General features: G+C 73.2%; 15 protein-coding genes. 10 read left to right on the top strand and 5 right to left on the bottom strand.

What is annotated here, in order from left to right:
• The first annotated feature begins 55 nt into the window (after window positions 1–55).
• Window positions 56–463, top strand: a complete 408-nt coding sequence (locus ACIBG7_RS22175; protein WP_357920981.1) for a hypothetical protein — start codon at window positions 56–58, stop codon at window positions 461–463.
• Here ACIBG7_RS22175 and cydB read toward each other — a convergent pair.
• From cydB to ACIBG7_RS22160, 3 genes are all read right to left on the bottom strand, one after another.
• Window positions 456–1,340 (bottom strand): cytochrome d ubiquinol oxidase subunit II, encoded by an 885-nt coding sequence (gene cydB / locus ACIBG7_RS22170; protein ID WP_397337434.1) that lies wholly within the window; start codon window positions 1,338–1,340, stop codon window positions 456–458. The two genes, ACIBG7_RS22175 and cydB, sit on opposite strands and share 8 nt — an antisense overlap.
• Before the next feature lie 2 nt (window positions 1,341–1,342).
• The gene (locus ACIBG7_RS22165; RefSeq protein WP_397337433.1) at window positions 1,343–2,713 is read right to left on the bottom strand and encodes a cytochrome ubiquinol oxidase subunit I; all 1,371 of its coding nucleotides are present in this window, start codon (window positions 2,711–2,713) and stop codon (window positions 1,343–1,345) included.
• A gap of 214 nt (window positions 2,714–2,927) precedes the next feature.
• Entirely contained in the window at window positions 2,928–3,803 is an 876-nt protein-coding gene (locus ACIBG7_RS22160; protein WP_397337432.1) for a polysaccharide deacetylase family protein, read from the bottom strand.
• 68 nt (window positions 3,804–3,871) lie between these two features.
• Here ACIBG7_RS22160 and ACIBG7_RS22155 point away from each other — a divergent pair, with 68 nt between their 5' ends.
• The 3 genes from ACIBG7_RS22155 to ACIBG7_RS22145 all read left to right on the top strand — a co-directional run bounded on the left by ACIBG7_RS22155 (window position 3,872) and on the right by ACIBG7_RS22145 (window position 6,345).
• A complete protein-coding gene (locus ACIBG7_RS22155) occupies window positions 3,872–4,624 on the top strand; it encodes a carbon monoxide dehydrogenase subunit G (RefSeq protein ID WP_397337431.1) in 753 nt (250 codons plus the stop codon).
• Between the two features lie 122 nt (window positions 4,625–4,746).
• A complete protein-coding gene (locus tag ACIBG7_RS22150; RefSeq protein WP_357920966.1) occupies window positions 4,747–5,643 on the top strand; it encodes a hypothetical protein in 897 nt (298 codons plus the stop codon).
• A 42-nt stretch (window positions 5,644–5,685) separates the two neighbouring features.
• Window positions 5,686–6,345: a DsbA family protein gene (locus tag ACIBG7_RS22145; RefSeq protein WP_397337430.1), complete on the top strand. Its 660-nt coding sequence runs from the start codon at window positions 5,686–5,688 to the stop codon at window positions 6,343–6,345.
• A gap of 28 nt (window positions 6,346–6,373) precedes the next feature.
• Here ACIBG7_RS22145 and ACIBG7_RS22140 read toward each other — a convergent pair whose 3' ends face one another.
• Window positions 6,374–7,045 (bottom strand): thymidine kinase, encoded by a 672-nt coding sequence (locus ACIBG7_RS22140; RefSeq protein ID WP_397337429.1) that lies wholly within the window; start codon window positions 7,043–7,045, stop codon window positions 6,374–6,376.
• Window positions 7,046–7,158: 113 nt separating this feature from the next.
• Between ACIBG7_RS22140 and ACIBG7_RS22135 the strand changes: the two genes are divergently transcribed.
• The 4 genes from ACIBG7_RS22135 to ACIBG7_RS22120 are packed head-to-tail and all read left to right on the top strand — an operon-like array spanning window position 7,159 to window position 12,291.
• Window positions 7,159–7,536: a hypothetical protein gene (locus ACIBG7_RS22135; protein ID WP_357920958.1), complete on the top strand. Its 378-nt coding sequence runs from the start codon at window positions 7,159–7,161 to the stop codon at window positions 7,534–7,536.
• A gap of 60 nt (window positions 7,537–7,596) precedes the next feature.
• A complete protein-coding gene (locus ACIBG7_RS22130) occupies window positions 7,597–9,615 on the top strand; it encodes a hydantoinase/oxoprolinase family protein (RefSeq protein ID WP_397337428.1) in 2,019 nt (672 codons plus the stop codon).
• Window positions 9,599–11,416, top strand: coding sequence for a hydantoinase B/oxoprolinase family protein (locus ACIBG7_RS22125; protein ID WP_397337427.1), 1,818 nt, complete (start codon window positions 9,599–9,601; stop codon window positions 11,414–11,416). The genes ACIBG7_RS22130 and ACIBG7_RS22125 overlap by 17 nt, the downstream gene beginning before the upstream one ends.
• A gap of 5 nt (window positions 11,417–11,421) precedes the next feature.
• Window positions 11,422–12,291 carry a Gfo/Idh/MocA family protein gene (locus ACIBG7_RS22120; RefSeq protein WP_397337426.1) on the top strand — a complete coding sequence of 290 codons (870 nt, stop codon included), beginning with the start codon at window positions 11,422–11,424 and terminating at the stop codon, window positions 12,289–12,291.
• Here ACIBG7_RS22120 and ACIBG7_RS22115 read toward each other — a convergent pair.
• Window positions 12,288–12,839, bottom strand: coding sequence for an AAA family ATPase (locus tag ACIBG7_RS22115; protein WP_357920946.1), 552 nt, complete (start codon window positions 12,837–12,839; stop codon window positions 12,288–12,290). The two genes, ACIBG7_RS22120 and ACIBG7_RS22115, sit on opposite strands and share 4 nt — an antisense overlap.
• Window positions 12,840–12,896: 57 nt before the next feature.
• On the opposite strand from ACIBG7_RS22115, the gene ACIBG7_RS22110 reads away from it, so the two are divergent.
• Both ACIBG7_RS22110 and ACIBG7_RS22105 read left to right on the top strand, forming a co-directional pair.
• Window positions 12,897–14,072: a CoA transferase gene (locus tag ACIBG7_RS22110; RefSeq protein ID WP_357920944.1), complete on the top strand. Its 1,176-nt coding sequence runs from the start codon at window positions 12,897–12,899 to the stop codon at window positions 14,070–14,072.
• Window positions 14,069–15,544: a carboxyl transferase domain-containing protein gene (locus tag ACIBG7_RS22105; RefSeq protein WP_397337425.1), complete on the top strand. Its 1,476-nt coding sequence runs from the start codon at window positions 14,069–14,071 to the stop codon at window positions 15,542–15,544. Before ACIBG7_RS22110 ends, ACIBG7_RS22105 begins: the two co-directional genes overlap by 4 nt.
• Window positions 15,545–15,584 lie beyond the last annotated feature (40 nt).

Raw genomic sequence — 15,584 nt, 5'->3', positions numbered from 1 at the left:
CGGGCCCGCGCCGCGAGCGCTGAACCGGGCCTGCGGGCGGTGCGTACCTCGGGGCATGACGACCCTTCGGCGGCCTGCCGCCCTTCTCGTTCTGCTCTGCGCGGCGGCCTGCTCGCCGGGCGCCGAGGCCGTGCCGCAGAGCGCGCCCAGTGGCCGGCCGCTCTCCGTCGAGCAGCTCGCCGCGCAGGTGGGCTGCCGGCCGCACATCCAGGTGGACGCCGCGGACATGCGCACCGGCCACTGCCGGACCGCCGACGGCGAGTTCTTCCTGAGCACCTTCGTCTCCCAGGCCGGCAAGGACGCCTGGATGGACGTCGCGCCGGAGTACAACCCGCACCTCGTCGGCCCCCTGTGGACCGCGCTGGCCGACCGCGCGGTCCTCGACCGGCTCCGGGCGAAGCTGGGCGGCGAGCTCCATCTCAAGGATCACCGCACCGGCACGCCCGGGGCGAGCCCTACTTGACCGGGTGCAGCCGCCGGGCCATCGAGGCCGGCGGCGCCGGCGGGGCCACGCGCTTCCTGAACACCCAGTACGTCCATGCCTGGTAGGCCAGGACGAAGGGCAGGAACGCCAGCCCGATCCAGGTGAGCACGCCCAGCGTGTACTCGCCCGAGGCGGCCACCGCCAGCGTCAGGCCGGGCAGCGGCTCGGCGTGCAGCCCGGTGAACAGCGCGGCCGAGACGCCGATGATGGCGAGCGCGGTCGAGGTGAAGGCCCAGCCCTCGCGGCGGAACCAGATCAGGACCAGCGCCGCCGCCAGCGGGACGAGCGCGATCCACGAGACGAACGCGGCCAGCGGCAGGGCCAGGGCCCCCGCGGCGAGGGCGGCGGCCCGGGCGCGCCGCCGTACCGCGCCCTCGGTCTTGAGCGCCAGGAAGACCGCGCCGTGCAGCAGGCTGACCAGCAGGGCGAAGAAGCCGCCCAGCACCGCGTTGACGCCGGCGGTCGAGGCGAACAGCGCGCCCCACACGAAGGCCGGCAGCGCGCTGCCGAGCACGATGCCCAGGTCGCACCAGCGCGGGTTGTCCACCTTGCCGCGCCACTCCAGGCCGACGCCGCGCACGATCAGGCCGACCAGCACCAGCAGCAGCGGGATGTAGAAGGACGACAGCAGCCCGGCGTACCAGGCGGGGAAGGCGGCGAAGGTGGCGCCCACGGCGGTGATCAGCCACACCTCGTTGCCGTCCCAGACCGGGCCGATGGTGCTCAGGGCCTGCTTCTGCTCCTCGTCGTCGGCGCTGACGAAGGGCGCCAGCACGCCGACCCCGAAGTCGAATCCCTCCAGGACGAAGTAGCCGGTCCACAGGAAGGCGATGATGAAGAACCACAGCTCGATCATGATCAGTACCCCATCAGGACGGGTTCGCGGTGCTCGGCGGGCTTGGCCGGGCGGTCAGGGCCGCGCTTGACGTGCTTGACCAGCAGGACGGCCTCCGCCACGGCCAGCGCGCCGTACAGCAGGGTGAAGACGGCCAGCGAGGTGGCCACCTCGGCCAGCGTGACGCCGGGCGAGACGCTGGAGGCGGTGAGCAGCTCGCCCATGACCGTCCAGGGCTGGCGGCCGATCTCGCTGACCAGCCAGCCGGCGATCACCGCGATGAGCGGCAGCGGGAGGGTCAGGACCAGCAGGCGGGCGAACCAGCTCGGCGCGGGCCGGCGGCGGCGGGTCAGCCAGAGGCCGAGCAGCGCCAGGCCGACCGTGGTGAGGCCGAAGCCCTGCATGATGCGGTAGGACCAGAAGGTGACCGCCACTTCGGGCCGGTAGTCGCCGGGGCCGAACCTGGCCTCCATCTCCTTCTGCAGGTCCTCGCTGCCGCGGATGACGGCGTCCGGGTCGTTGGTGGCCAGGATGCTGAGCAGCTTGGGGATCTCGACGCCGGGCACGACGTGGAACGGCGCCCCCGCGGTGTCGCGCTCCAGGCCCTCGGCGGCGGCCAGCTTCATCGGCTGCTGGGTGTGCAGGAGCTTGGCGGACATGTCGCCCGTGCCGGCGACGACCGCCCCCGCGATCGCCGTCATGACCAGGGCGCCGCGCATGGCGCTGCGCCAGGGGCTGACCGCCGTCTCGACCGTGCGGTCGGGGTCCCTGCGCTCCTTGAGCAGGTGGTAGCCGCAGACCGCGAGCACGAAGCCGCCGGCCACGACGAAGCTGGCGGCCACCACATGCGGCACCTGGGCCAGCGCGGTCGAGTTGGTCAGCACCGCCCAGATGTCGGTCATCCTGGCCCGGCCGTTCTCGACCGTGTAGCCGACCGGGTGCTTCATCCACGCATTAGCAGCAAGGATGAAATATGCCGACAAATTGGACCCGATGACCGCGGCCCAGATCGTCGCCAGGTGCACCCGCTTGGGCAGCTTGTCCCAGCCGAAGATCCACAGCCCCAGGAAGGTCGACTCCAGGAAGAAGGCGAGCAGGGCCTCCAGCGCCAGCGGTGCGCCGAAGACGTCGCCGACGAAGATCGAGTACTCGCTCCAGTTCATGCCGAACTGGAACTCCTGCACGATGCCGGTGACCACGCCCATCGCGAAGTTGATCAGGAACAGCTTCCCGAAGAACTTCGTCAGCCGCAGGTAGTGCTCCTTGCCGGTACGGTGCCACGCGGTCTGCAGGGACGCCACGAACACGCCGAGGCCGATGGTCAGCGGCACGAAGAGAAAGTGATAGACGGTGGTCACTCCGAACTGCCACCGCGCGAGATCCAGCGCGTCCATGCGTCCCCTTGCTCTACGACGTGTAGTAGGTCTATCCCCAGTAGTACTACGGCTTGTAGAGCAATGCGAGGAGAGAAGACTGCGATCTTCCTCACATGGCGCCCCCCGCCGGGCACAACCCTCTCCCGTACGGCAGGCCGAAGACGTCACCCGGCGGGCGGAACCTCGCTCAACCGCTGGGCGGACAGGGGATCACCAGGGGATCACCAGGGGATCAGCGGACGCCGGCCGCCTTCAGATAGGCCTGGAGGTCGCCCAGCTCGTAACCCCGGCGCTTGATCTTGTTCACCAGGATCCGGAAGTCGCGCTCCAGATTGGGCCGGAAATGCAGGAGCAGGATGTCGCCTGGCCGCAGCCGCTTGTCCGGCACCTGGTAGGCGATCTTGCCGCCCGGCTGCACGGTCGCGGTCCACAGCAGCACGGCGCTCATGCCGCAGGCCTTGGCCGCCCGCAGCGTGGCGTCGTTGTAGTTGCCGAACGGCGGCCGGAACAGCACCGGCCGCGCGCCGATCTCGCGGCGGATCACCTTCGAGGCGCCGCAGATCTCCTGCCGTTGCGCCGCCTCGCCGAGCAGGCGCAGGTTGGGGTGGGTGAGGGTGTGGTTCTCGATCGGCGCGCCGGCCTCGGCGAGCCGCCGGAAGTAGTCCCACTTGCCGGCCCCGACGAACCGCGCCTGCCCGCCGGACCGGTCGGGGGTGCCGACCGCCTCGACCGCCTGGCGCATGGCGAACACGGTGATCGGGATGCGCTGCTCGCGCACCTGGCGGACGAAGCCGGGGTCCTGCTCCCAGCCGTCGTCGATGGTCAGGAAGACGACCTTCCGCTCGGTGGGGATCGAGCTGATCACCGGCGGCAGCGCGCCGGCCTTGATCCGGCCGACCTCGCCGGGGCGGGGGAGCGCGCCGGCCGGGCCGCTGCCGGCGCCCTGGGAGCCCTGCGGCCTGGCCTGCGGGGAACCGTCCGAGCGGGCACCGGGCCGGGCCGAGCCGCCGGGCGCCGCCTGCGAGGTGGCGCACCCGGCCGCCAGGGCCGTCGCCGCCAACGCCGCCGTGATCCTGCCGCAACCCCGCCGCCCCCAGAACATGGTCATGGAGTCTAGGCGCGCCTGGCACATGTTGCCCTTAAGGCAGCGCCCGGGCTCCCCCTAGAGTTGACCAGGTGAAGGTCGCAGGCAGCGCCTTGATCGGCGTCGACAGAGAGCGGGTCTGGGCAGCGCTCCAGGACCCGGCGGTGCTCGTGCGCACCATCCCCGGCTGCGAGCGGCTGGAGGAGACCGGACCCGACACCTACCGGATGACGGTGACCGCCGGGGTGGCGAGCATCAAGGGCGTCTACCACGGCGAGGTCGTCCTCGCCGAGCCGGTCGAGCCCGAGCGGTTCACCCTCAAGGCGCGCGGCCAGGGGGCGCCGGGGACGGTCGAGGCCACCGTACTGGTACGGCTCACGCCCGAGGGGGCGGCCACGCGGGTGGACTACGACGCCGAGGCCGTGGTGGGCGGGCCGGTGGGCGGGGTCGGGCAGCGCATGCTCGGCGCGGTGGCCAAGCGGACCGCCGGCGAGTTCTTCACCGCCGTCGACCGCCACCTGACCGCCACAGCCCCCTCCTCGACCGCCGCCGACGCCCACGCGACCCCCACCGACGCCCACGCGACCGCCGCCGACCCCCACTTGCCGGCCTCCGACGCCCGGTCTGCGGCCGGTGACCCGCGCCTGGCCGCCGCGGGGGACCTGCCGGTGGCCGAGGCCCGGCCGGTGCGCCTGTCCTCACCGGGCGCGGTCTACGAGCGGCCTGCCGTACCCCGGCAGGAAGGCGGGGGACTGCCCGTGGCGGCGGCCTTCGCCCTCGGCGCGGTCACCGCGCTGGCGGGCGTCGCGGTCGGCTGGGCCCTCGCCCGCCGCCCCCGCCACTGACACCCGCCACTGACACCCGGCACTGACACCCGGCACCGGCACCGGGATCGGCCGGAAGCGCGCGTGTCGGGCTCATGGCTTATGGGCTCGCCGAAAAGGATCTCCCGGCGTAGCGTGGGCCTATGCGCCAGGCACGTGCGGAAGACGCCAGGACAGAGGCCAGACGAGTCATCCAGAACCTGCTCGGCGAGGAACGTCCCACCTCGTCGACGCTGATCGAGCAGGCCCGCCCGGTCATCGGGCAGGACCGGACGGCGCGCTGCGTCGAGCTGGCGCTGGGCGCCTCGCTCACCAGGCGCTCGGCCGAGCTGGCGTCGCTCGCGGCGCTGCTGGTGGGCACCCGGGAGCTGGGCGAGGAGTGGTGGCGGCGCGAGCGCGGCCCCAAGCTCCCGGCCCCGCAGGAGGTGCTGGACACCGCGACCGCGATCGACCCGTGGACGGATCTCACCGTCCTGGAGATGCTCGCCGCCTGGATCGCCGACGACGCGGCCGACGCGTTGTGGGGTCCGGCGGTGGCCCAGGTGGACCTCAACTCCTGGCAGGCCGAGGACCGCTTCGACCTGCCCGAGGGCGTCAAGCCGGGCGCCCGGCTGGTGGTGCACTTCGACGCGGGCGGCCGGCTGGACGCGGTGGTGACCCGCCGTCCGGACGAGGAGCTCGGCTCCAACCTCGACTTCCAGTCGCTGCGCTACTCCCGCCCCGCCGAGACGCAGTGGAGCTGGGGCGTGGCCGCCGGCCTCGGCCCGCACCGGCTGCCCGGCGAGGACCCCGACCCGTACGCGCGCGAGGTGGACCCCGAGGCCGTGGAGATCCTGTACGGCTGGGCAACCCGCCACGGCGCCACCCCCGAGCTGCTGGGCGAGCCGTGGCGCACCGTCGGCGACGTGGTGACCGCGATCGAGCGGGTGGACTGGATGTGGCGCAGCGCGGAGTGGTTCGGCTGGTGGCGCGGCGCCTCCGCGCTGGTGGACGACTCCGGCTACCTGCCGCACCGCCTGGCCGAGCTGGCCGCCGGGTGACCGCGCGGAATCACCGCCTGAGCTGCGTGGTTACTGCAAGGCGTGAAAGTCGACATCTTCTCTGACGTAGCGTGCCCCTGGTGTTACATCGGGCACGCCCGCTTCGCCAAGGCCGCCGAGCGCTTCCGCGCCAAGGGCGGCCGCCTCGAAGTGACGATGCGCCCGTTCCTCCTCAACCCGGACGCGCCGCAGACCGGTGAGCCGCTGATGGAGGCGCTGGAGCGCAAGTTCGGCCCGAACTTCCGCGCGATGAGCGGCCGGGTGGCCGAGGCCGGCGCGGAGGAGGGCCTGGAGTTCGACTTCGAGCACGCCGTGCACACCTCGACCGCCGAGGCGCACCGCCTGATCGAGGTGGCCGGCCGGCAGGGTCTCGGCCACGAGATGGCCGACCGGCTGTTCCGCGCGTACTTCACCGAGGGCCTGAACGTCGGCGACGCCGGGGTGCTGGCCCGGCTGGCCGCCGAGGTCGGCGTCAAGGACACCGGCGAGGGCGCGGACGAGGTGCGCTCGCAGCTCCAGCGGGCCCGGGCGCTGGGCATCACCGGCGTGCCGCTGTTCCTGTTCGAGGACAAGTACTCCGTCTCCGGCGCGCAGCCGGCCGAGGTCTTCGACCAGGTCCTGGACGAGGTGGCCGAGCGCACCGGCCAGGTCCCGCTGGCCCCCGCCGCCGACGGCTGCGACGACGGCTACTGCGCCGTCTAGGGCTCACTCAAAGCCGTCCGGAGCTGCCTCAGAGCTGCTGGGCGTTCGGCCCGAGGTCGCCCTCGCGATGGTGCCTGCGGCACAGCACCTGGTAGCGCACGGCCGCCTCGCCGATCTCCAGGTCGGGCAGCGGGTCGGGTGCCGGTTCGCCGGCGCCCGAGTCCGGCACGGTGTCCCCGATGACGACCTGCTCGCCGGTGCGGACCATGCGCCCGTCGACGACCCGCGCGTTGAGCTGCCCGGCGCGCCCGCACCAGCACAGCACCTCGACCTGCAGCCGCGACACCTCGTCGGCCAGCTCGAACAGCCGCTGCGCCGCCGGGAACATCACCGAGCGGAAGTCGGAGGCCAGCCCGAAGGCGTAGACGTCCACGCCGTGCGTGTCGACCAGGTCGGCGAGCTGCTCGATCTGCTCCACGCTGTAGAAGCACGCCTCGTCGCAGATCAGGTAGTCGACCTTGGCGTGCCGCTCGACGAGCTGGACCAGGTCGAGCCCGTCGGTGACCTCGATCGCCTCCTGGTCGAGCCCGATGCGCGTGGTGACCTGCGGCCCGCCGGAGCGGTCGTGCTTGGTCAGCACCAGCCCGCGCCGGCCCTGGCGGCCGTGGTTGTAGTTCATCTGCAGCGCCAGGGTGGACTTTCCGCAGTCCATCGGACCGTAGAAGAAGCGCAACTGCGCTACGCGCTCGACGACCTGCACTGATCCCCCTCGTCCCGGCTTGGTGCGTCCTGGAGACTACCGGAGATCGCGATCCGGTTGGCTCCGGCCTTTCGGGCATGGGAGATTTCTCCCACGAGTAAACAGGAGGAACCGTGGTCACCGAGAGCAAGCCCCCGGCGCTGGACGCCATGATGAAGACCGACGAAGTGACGGCTCAGCAGGCCGAGCAGCTCAGATGGCGCTACGGCTTCCTCGTCGTGGTGATCGGCATCGTCGCGATCCTGGTCGCCTTCGGCGCCGCGATCTGGGCGACGCAGGAGTCGGCGATGTTGTTCGCCGGCCTGGCCGGGGTGATCGGCACCATCATCGGCGCCTATTTCGGCATCCAGGCCGGCCAGTCGGGAAAGGCCCGCGTCGAGGCCGAGCTGGCCAAGTCGCAGGAACTGGTGGTACGCCTGGCCGCCTACGTGGGCACCGACCGCGCGCCGCGCATCCTGGACGAGGTGCTGGGCAAGAGGCGGACCCCGTGACGATCATTCGGCAGTTTTCGCCAGTGCAGGGCCCCGCCGAGAGGAAGTAGACAACTGGTCATGCGGAGCGTTCGTATCGGAGTGGACACCGGCGGCACCTTCACCGACGTGGTGGCGGTGGACGAGCACACCGGCGAGCTCTTCACGACCAAGACCCCGTCCACCCCCGCCAATCCGGCCGACGGGTTCGTCGCCGGGATCGAGAAGCTGGCCCAGAGCCGCGAGGAGGTCACCGGCGTGGTGCACGGCACCACGGTGGCCACCAACCAGCTCCTGGAGGACCGGATCGAGGACCTCGGCTTCGTCACCACCGAGGGCTTCGAGTTCATCCTGGAGATCGCCAGGCAGAGCGTGCCCGACGGGTACGGCAACTCCTACTTCTGGGTGAAGCCGCCGCGGATCGTCCCGGTGGACCGGATCCGCACCGTCGGCGGCCGGCTCGACCACCGGGGCGCCGAGGTGCGGCCCTTCGACGAGGCCCAGGCGGTCGAGGTCGCCCGCTGGCTGCGCTCGCGCAACATCACCGCGGTCGGCGTCTGCTTCCTGCACGCCTACGCCAACCCCGCGCACGAGCGGCGGATGCGGGAGGTGCTGGCCCGGGAGCACCCGGAGGCGGTCGTCTCGATCTCCAGCGACGTGCTGCGTGAGTACCGCGAGTACGAGCGGTCCATGACCACCCTGGTCGACGCCGCGGTCAAGCCGACCATGCAGCGCTACATCGCCAACCTGTCCGGCCGCCTGGGCCGGCAGTTCTCGGTGATGAAGTCCAACGGCGGCATCCTGTCGGCGACCGAGGTGGTGCACCAGCCGATCACCACCGTGCTCTCCGGGCCCGCCGCCGGTGCGCTGGGCGCGGCGCTGATCGCCGGCACGGCCGGGCACGCCTCGGTCATCACCCTCGACGGCGGCGGCACCTCGACCGACGTCGCCGTCGTCGTCGAGGGCGAGCCGTCGATCACCACCGAGGGCTCGGTGGGCCGCTACCCGTGCAAGATCCCGATGATCGACATCGTGACGGTCGGCGCGGGCGGTGGTTCGGTCGCCTGGATCTCGCCGGAGGGCAGCCTCAAGGTCGGCCCGCGCAGCGCCGGCGCCGACCCCGGCCCGCTCTGCTACGGCCGCGGCGGCACCGAGGTCACCGTCACCGACGCGCACGTCTTCCTCGGCCGCGTCCCGCCGCACCTGCTGGGCGGGGAGATCCCGCTGGACGCCGAGGCCGCCGCCAAGGGCGTCGCCGCCCTGGCCGCCAGGCTCAACCTCACCCCGGAACGGCTGGCCGAGGGCATCCTGGAGATCAGCGCCTTCAACCAGTCCAACGCCATCCGGCAGATCACCGTCAAGCGCGGCCTGGACGTGCGCGACTTCCCGCTGGTCACCTTCGGCGGCTCAGGACCCCTGCTGGCCTGCCGGCTGATGGACATCCTCGGCCTGCCCGCCGTGCTCGTCCCGCCGGACCCCGGCACCGTGTCGGCCTTCGGCCTGCTCACCGTGGACGTCAAGAACGACTACGTCCGCACGCACGTCACCCGCGAGCTGGCCCTGGAGACCGCCGCCGAGATCTTCGGCGCGCTGGAGCGCGAGGCCGCCGACGCCCTCGACCGCGAGGGCTTCGACGAGCCGGTCTTCGCCCGCAGCGCCGACCTGCGCTACTACGGCCAGGCCTACGAGGTGCGGGTGCCGGCCCCCGCCGGGCCGCTCGACGAGGCGTGGCGGGCCGAGGTGCTCGCCCGCTTCCACGAGGCGCACGAGAAGCTGTACGGCTACGCCTACCGCTCCGACGCGCGGCACGCCGTCGAGTGGGTCAACCTGCGCGTCTCCGGCATCGGGCCGATCACCCGCCCGGCGATCCGCCGCCGCGAGGCCAGGGGTGGCGACAGCCGTACCGGCAGCAGGAAGGTGCACTTCGAGGGCTACCACGACGCGCCGGTCCACTGGCGGGCCGCGCTCGACCCCGGCGCGGCCGTCACCGGCCCCGCGGTCATCGAGGAGTACGGCTCCACCATCCCGATCCACCCCGGCTTCACCGCGACCGTGGACGACTTCGGCAACCTGGAGATCCGCCGTGACCGTGAGCGCTGACCCGATCCTGGTCGAGATCGTCGAAGGCACGCTGGCGAGCGTCGAGCGCGAGGTCGAGACGGCCATCGCCCGCACCGCGCGCTCGCCGATGATCCGCGACGCGCACGACTTTCGCGCCGGCATCCACGACGTGCGGCTGCGCAAGCTCACCGGCCGCTCCTACAGCGCGCTCGTGCAGCCGGTCGTGCGCGACTTCCCGGTCGGGACGATGAACCCCGGCGACGTCTTCTTTCACAACGACGTCTACCTCTCCGAGGGCGGCATCGGCCACCTGCCCGACCTGTGCGTCACCGTCCCGGTCTTCCACGAGGGCGAGGTCGTCGCGTTCGTCCAGGCCTTCGGCCACCACGACGACATCGGCGGCTCGGTGCCCGGCTCGATGCCCTCGCACGCCCGCAGCGTCTTCGAGGAGGGCCTGATGGTCCCCCCGATCAAGCTGTGGGACCGGGGCGTGCCCAACGAGGCGGCCCTGCGGATCATGACCCGCAACTCCCGCATGCCCGACTCGCTGGCCGGCGACCTGGACGCCGAGTGCTCGGCCTGCCTGATGGGCGCGCGGCGGCTCACCGAGCTCTTCGACCGGTACGGCAGGCAGGCCGTCGAGGCCTGCTTCGACGCCATCATCGGCAAGACCACCGAGGTCTTCCGCACCGAACTGCTGGCGAAGGTCCCCGAAGGCGTCTACGTGTGGGAGGACTACGCCGAGCACGACGGCGTGGACGAGCCCCGCCTGCACGCCCAGCGCATCACCCTCACCGTCGACCACGCCGCCGAGGCGCCGCTGACCATCGACTTCACCGGCACCTCGCCCCAGGCCAAGGGCCCCATCAACCACGCCGGCGACTACGCCGACGGCGTCTTCCTGAAGAAGTGGCTCGCGCCCATCCTGCGCAACCTGGCCGACACCCCCGAGCGCATGGCCGAGCTCGACGTCAACGAGGGCGTCGTGCCGCTGATCAAGATGGTCTTCCCGGAGAAGGGCACGCTGCTCACGCCGATCTTCCCGGCGCCGACCAACGCCCGCACCTTCGTCATCCTGCGCCTGCTGGGCGTGCTGGCCGGGGCGCTGGCCAAGGCGACCGGCGGGCGGATGCCGGCCGACCAGGAGACCATCCGCTACACCGGCGTCTACGGCACCGACGCGAGCGGCGTGCCGTACCTGATGCGCGAGGTCCTGGGCGGCGGCTCCGGCGGGCGCTGGTACGCCGACGGGGAGGACACCATCCACGTGGTGCCCGACTCGCGCAACATCCCGGTGGAGTTCGCCGAGTCGCGCTGGCCGCTGCGGGTGGAGCGGCTCGGGCTGGCCTGCGACTCGGGCGGGCCGGGGGAGTTCAGGGGCGGGCTCGGCTACGACAAGCACGTGCGCGTGCTGCGTGACGCCTCCTACATGTCCATCGCCGACCGCTCGATCCTGTCGTGCTGGGGCGTCAACGGCGGGCTGGCCGGCCGGCCGTTCCGGGTGGACGTCAACGGGCGGGAGATGGACGGGCTGGTCGACGACTACCCGGTCAAGGCGGGCGAGGTCATCCGCATCCGCACCACCGGCGGCGGCGGGTGGGGCTCGCCGTACGACCGCGATCCGCGCAAGGTGGCCGCGGACGTGCGCGACGGCAAGGTCTCCATCGCCGGCGCGCTGGGCGACTACGGTGTGGTGCTGCAGGACGGCCGGGTGGACGAGGTCGGCACGGCCGAACTGCGCGCCACGTTGCGCGCCGGCCGGCGCGCCTTCTTCGACCGTGGCCCCGGCTACCCCAAGCTGGCCGGCGGCCGCAGCCACGCGGAGGTGGACGAACTCTGAGCCGCATGCGCATCGCCCTCGCCGGGCTGGCCACCAGCCACCCCTACGCCGACGCCAGGGTGCTGGCCCGGCACGCCGAGCTGGCGGTCTGGGAGCCCGACCCGGAGCGGCTGGCCCGCTTCACCGCCGAACACCCGGCGGCCACGGTCTGCGCCGGCCTGCCCGAGCTGCTGGACACCGCCCCGGACGGCGTCGTGCTCACCGTGCCCACCCCGCTGGTGGCCGGCGCGCTGGAGCCGATCCTGGAGCTCGGCGTGCCCGTCTACGTCAACAAGCCCGCCGCGGCCACCCGCGAGCAACTCCTGGCCCTCGACCGGCTGCGGCCGGGCGAGCACGTGCTCACCGGCTCGGTGCTCCGCTTCGCGCCCGCCTTCCGCGCGCTGCGCGTCGACCCCGCCGAGGTGCTGGCGGTCCGGGTCACCGTACGGCACGACGTGGGCCAGTGGGCGCGCGGCCACAGCCCCTGGCAGGACGCCCCTGAGGAGGGCGGCGGCACCCTGGTCACCATGGGACTGCACGGCGTCGAGCTCCTGGTCGCGCTGCTCGGCCCGGACGCCCGGCTGATCGGCGCGGGCGGGGCCGTGCGCGGCTACGACACCCTGCGCTCGGAGGACACCGGCCTGATGGCCCTGCAGTGGTGGGGGAGCGGCATCCTCGGCACCGTCGAGATCCTCGGCGTCACCGACGACGACTCCTACACCGTCACCGTGCACACCAGGAAGGGCTCGGAGGAGGTCGTCCTGCACGACGACCTCGGCTTCGAGGCCACCGTCGAGGCCTTCCTGTCCATGGTCGGCGGCGCCCCGAGCCCGGTGCCGTGGCCGGAGGCCAGAGCCGTCCTCGACCTGCTGATCAGCGCCCGCGAGAGCGCCTAGGTGTTCACCACGAGGTCGGCGCGCTCCCGGGTGCCGTCCGCGGCGAACCACGCGCGCTCGGCCTCGAACCACGCCTGCCAGCGCTCCTCCAGCCCCGGCCCGTCGCGGTCGAGCACGCGCCGGCGGCGGACCGCCTCCGGCGCCTCGACCCACACCGTGTACGCCAGCAGGTGCGCGACGGAGCGGCGGGCGGTGCCGACGCCCTCGACGAGCACGACCGGGGCGGGCGGGACGAGCACCTGCTCGCCATACCGGCCGGCCACCCAGTCGTAACGCCGGAAGGAGCCGGGACGATCTTCGGACAGCGGCACCAGCACGGCCTCCTCCAGCGCGGCGAACCAGCCGCCGGGACCCTCCTCCCACGGCACCGGGAAGTCGTCGCTGCGCACGACCTGCGCGCCGAGCTCGGCGCCCAGGGCCAGGGCGAAGGTGGTCTTGCCCGAGCCGGCCGGCCCGTCCACGGCGACCAGCCGGGCCGGGCCGCAGGAGGGCGGGCGGGCCAGGATCGCGGCGGCGGCGCCGGCGAGCCGGGCGGCGAAGGTCGTCATCGATCCGATCCTGCCATGGTGGATGATGGAGGCTCCGACTTGACGTGGAGGCTGACCTTGCACGGACCCCTGGGTGACATCGTCGTCCTCGATCTGTCGCGGGCCCTGGCCGGTCCGCACGCGGCCCAGATGCTCGGGGACCTGGGCGCCAGAGTGATCAAGGTGGAGCACCCGGCGGGCGGGGACGAGTCGCGCGGCTGGGGGCCGCCCTTCGTCGGCCCGTCGGGGGATATTTCGACGTATTTTCTGGCGGCCAACCGCAACAAGCAGTCGATCGCGGTCGACCTGAAGTCGGCCGAGGGCAAGGCGCTGGTCGAACGGCTGGTCCGGCAGAGCGACGTGCTGATCGAGAACTTCCGCACCGGCGTGCTCGACCGGCTGGGCTTCCCTGTCGAGCGGCTGCACGAGCTCAACCCCCGGCTGGTCGTGCTCTCCATCACCGGGTTCGGCCACGACGGGCCCGAGGGCGGGCGGCCGGGCTACGACCAGATCGCCCAGGGCGAGGCCGGGCTGATGTCGCTGACCGGGCCCGGGCCGGGCGAGCCGTACCGGGTGGGGGCCTCCATCGCCGACCTGCTGGCCGGCATCCACGGCGCGTACGGCGTCGCCGCCGCCCTGTACGAGCGCGAGCGCACCGGCAGGGGCACGGTCGTGCGCACCTCGCTGCTGGCCGCGGTGACCGGCGTGCACTCCTACCACGGCACCGCCTGGACCGTCGGCGGCCAGGTGCCCGTGGCGGGCGGCAACCACCACGCCTCCATCGCCCCCTACGGCGCCTTCCGCTGCGCCGACGGCCTGTTGCAGATCGCGGTCGCCAACGAGGGCCAGTGGCGCAAGGTCGCCACCCTGCTCGGCCTCGACCCCGCAGACCCGCGTTACGCCTCCAACCCGGCCCGGTTCGCGCACCGGGAGGAGCTGATCGGCGACATGGAGAAGGCGCTGGCCGCGCACGGGCGGGCGCACTGGCTGGCCGCGCTCGGCGAGCTGGGCGTGCCGGCCGGCGCGATCAGGTCGATCGACGAGGTCTACGCCTGGGAGCAGACCCGCTCGCAGGGACTGCTGGTCACCGTCGAGCACCCCGTGCTCGGCCCGATCGAGCTGCCCGGGCCGCCGCTGCGCTTCGACGACCACCCGGAGGCGGTCCACACCGCCCCGCCGGCGCTCGGCCAGCACGACGAGGCCGTGCTGGCCTGGCTGGAGGCCCGGGAGGGCGTCGCGGGGGAGCAGGGGTGAGCCGTCCCGACGCCCGCACGCTGATCGGGACGGTCCTCGACGCCGGGTCGTGGCGCTCCTGGGACGTCCCGCCGGAGGACCCGGCCCCGCCGGGCAGCTCCTACGCCGAGGAACTGGCCGCGATGCGCGCCAAGTCCGGCTACGACGAGTCCGTGATCAGCGGCGAAGGCCGCCTCGGCGGCCGTCGCGTGGCCCTGGTGGCCTGCGAGTTCTCCTTCATGGCCGGCTCCATCGGGGTGGCCGCCGCGCGCCGCCTCATCGACGCCGTCGAGCGCGCGACCGCCGAGGGGCTGCCCCTGCTCGCCGCTCCGGCCAGCGGCGGCACCCGGATGCAGGATGGCGCGCTCGCCTTCGTGCAGATGGTCAAGATCACCGCGGCGGTCCAGCGGCATCGCGCGGCGGGTCTGCCGTACGTGGTCTACCTGCGCCATCCGACCACCGGCGGGGTGTTCGCGAGCTGGGGCTCGCTCGGCCACGTCACCGCGGCCGAGCCCGGCGCGCTGATCGGCTTCCTGGGCCCGCGGGTCTTCGAGTCGCTGCACGGCTACCCCTTCCCGGAAGGCGTCCAGACCGCGGAGAACCTGTTCGCGCACGGCCTGGTCGACGCGGTCGTCGACGCCCCCGACGTGCGGCAGATCGCCATCCGCGCGCTGTCGGTGCTCTGCCGCGACGGCAAGACCGCCGAGCAGGGCCCCGAGCCGGAGGAGGACCTGCGCCCGGTCGAGGCGTGGGAGGCGATCACCCGCTCCCGCCGCGACGACCGGCCCGGCGTGCGCGCCCTGCTCAAGCTGGCCGCGCACGACGTCACCCCGCTCAACGGCACCGGCGAGGGCGAGCACGACCCCGGCCTGCTGCTGGCGCTGGCCCGCTTCGGCACCGCGCCCGCCGTCGTGCTCGGCCAGGACCGCCGCCGCCAGCGCGCGGTCGCCCCGCTCGGCCCGGCCGGGCTGCGCATGGCCCGCCGAGGCATGCGCCTGGCGGCCGAGCTCGGCCTGCCCCTGGTCACCGTGATCGACACCGCGGGCGCGGCGATGTCCAAGGCCGCCGAGGAGGGCGGCCTGGCCGCCGAGATCGCCCGCTGCCTGGCCGACCTGGTCACCCTGCCCGCGCCCACGGTCTGCCTGCTGCTCGGCGAGGGCGCCGGCGGCGGCGCGCTGGCCCTGCTGCCCGCCGACCGGGTCGTCGCCGCGCAGCACGCCTGGCTGTCGCCGCTGCCGCCGGAAGGCGCCTCGGCCATCCTCTACCGCAGCGTCGACTTCGCGCCCGAGATCGCGCAGGCGCAGGGCGTCCGCGCCACCGACCTGCGGCGCGACGGCATCGTCGACCGCGTCGTGCCCGAACGGCCCGACGCCGCCTACGAGCCGCGCACCTTCTGCCAGCGTGTCGCGCGCACGCTGGAGTACGAGATCGCCGGCCTGCTCGGCCAGGATCCAGCGGTACGGCAAGCCGCCCGCACCGCCCGCTACCGGTGACGGAACCAGCGCATCAGCCGCCAGCCGCGCCGCCGGCGCC

This window comes from Nonomuraea sp. NPDC050328 (genome assembly GCF_044459405.1).
Taxonomy (GTDB): domain Bacteria; phylum Actinomycetota; class Actinomycetes; order Streptosporangiales; family Streptosporangiaceae; genus Nonomuraea.
Note: the sequence above shows the minus strand (reverse complement) of the source record. Positions and strands in the feature narration are given on the sequence as shown.

Bases quoted from the DNA above. Each gene is read 5' to 3' on its own strand.
- ACIBG7_RS22165 (WP_397337433.1), bottom strand. From the start codon at position 2,713: ATGGACGCGCTGGATCTCGCGCGGTGGCAGTTCGGAGTGACCACCGTC.
- ACIBG7_RS22150 (WP_357920966.1), top strand. From the start codon at position 4,747: ATGCGCCAGGCACGTGCGGAAGACGCCAGGACAGAGGCCAGACGAGTC.
- cydB (WP_397337434.1), bottom strand. From the start codon at position 1,340: ATGATCGAGCTGTGGTTCTTCATCATCGCCTTCCTGTGGACCGGCTAC.
- ACIBG7_RS22120 (WP_397337426.1), top strand. From the start codon at position 11,422: ATGCGCATCGCCCTCGCCGGGCTGGCCACCAGCCACCCCTACGCCGAC.
- ACIBG7_RS22160 (WP_397337432.1), bottom strand. From the start codon at position 3,803: ATGACCATGTTCTGGGGGCGGCGGGGTTGCGGCAGGATCACGGCGGCG.
- ACIBG7_RS22175 (WP_357920981.1), top strand. From the start codon at position 56: ATGACGACCCTTCGGCGGCCTGCCGCCCTTCTCGTTCTGCTCTGCGCG.
- ACIBG7_RS22115 (WP_357920946.1), bottom strand. From the start codon at position 12,839: ATGACGACCTTCGCCGCCCGGCTCGCCGGCGCCGCCGCCGCGATCCTG.
- ACIBG7_RS22130 (WP_397337428.1), top strand. From the start codon at position 7,597: ATGCGGAGCGTTCGTATCGGAGTGGACACCGGCGGCACCTTCACCGAC.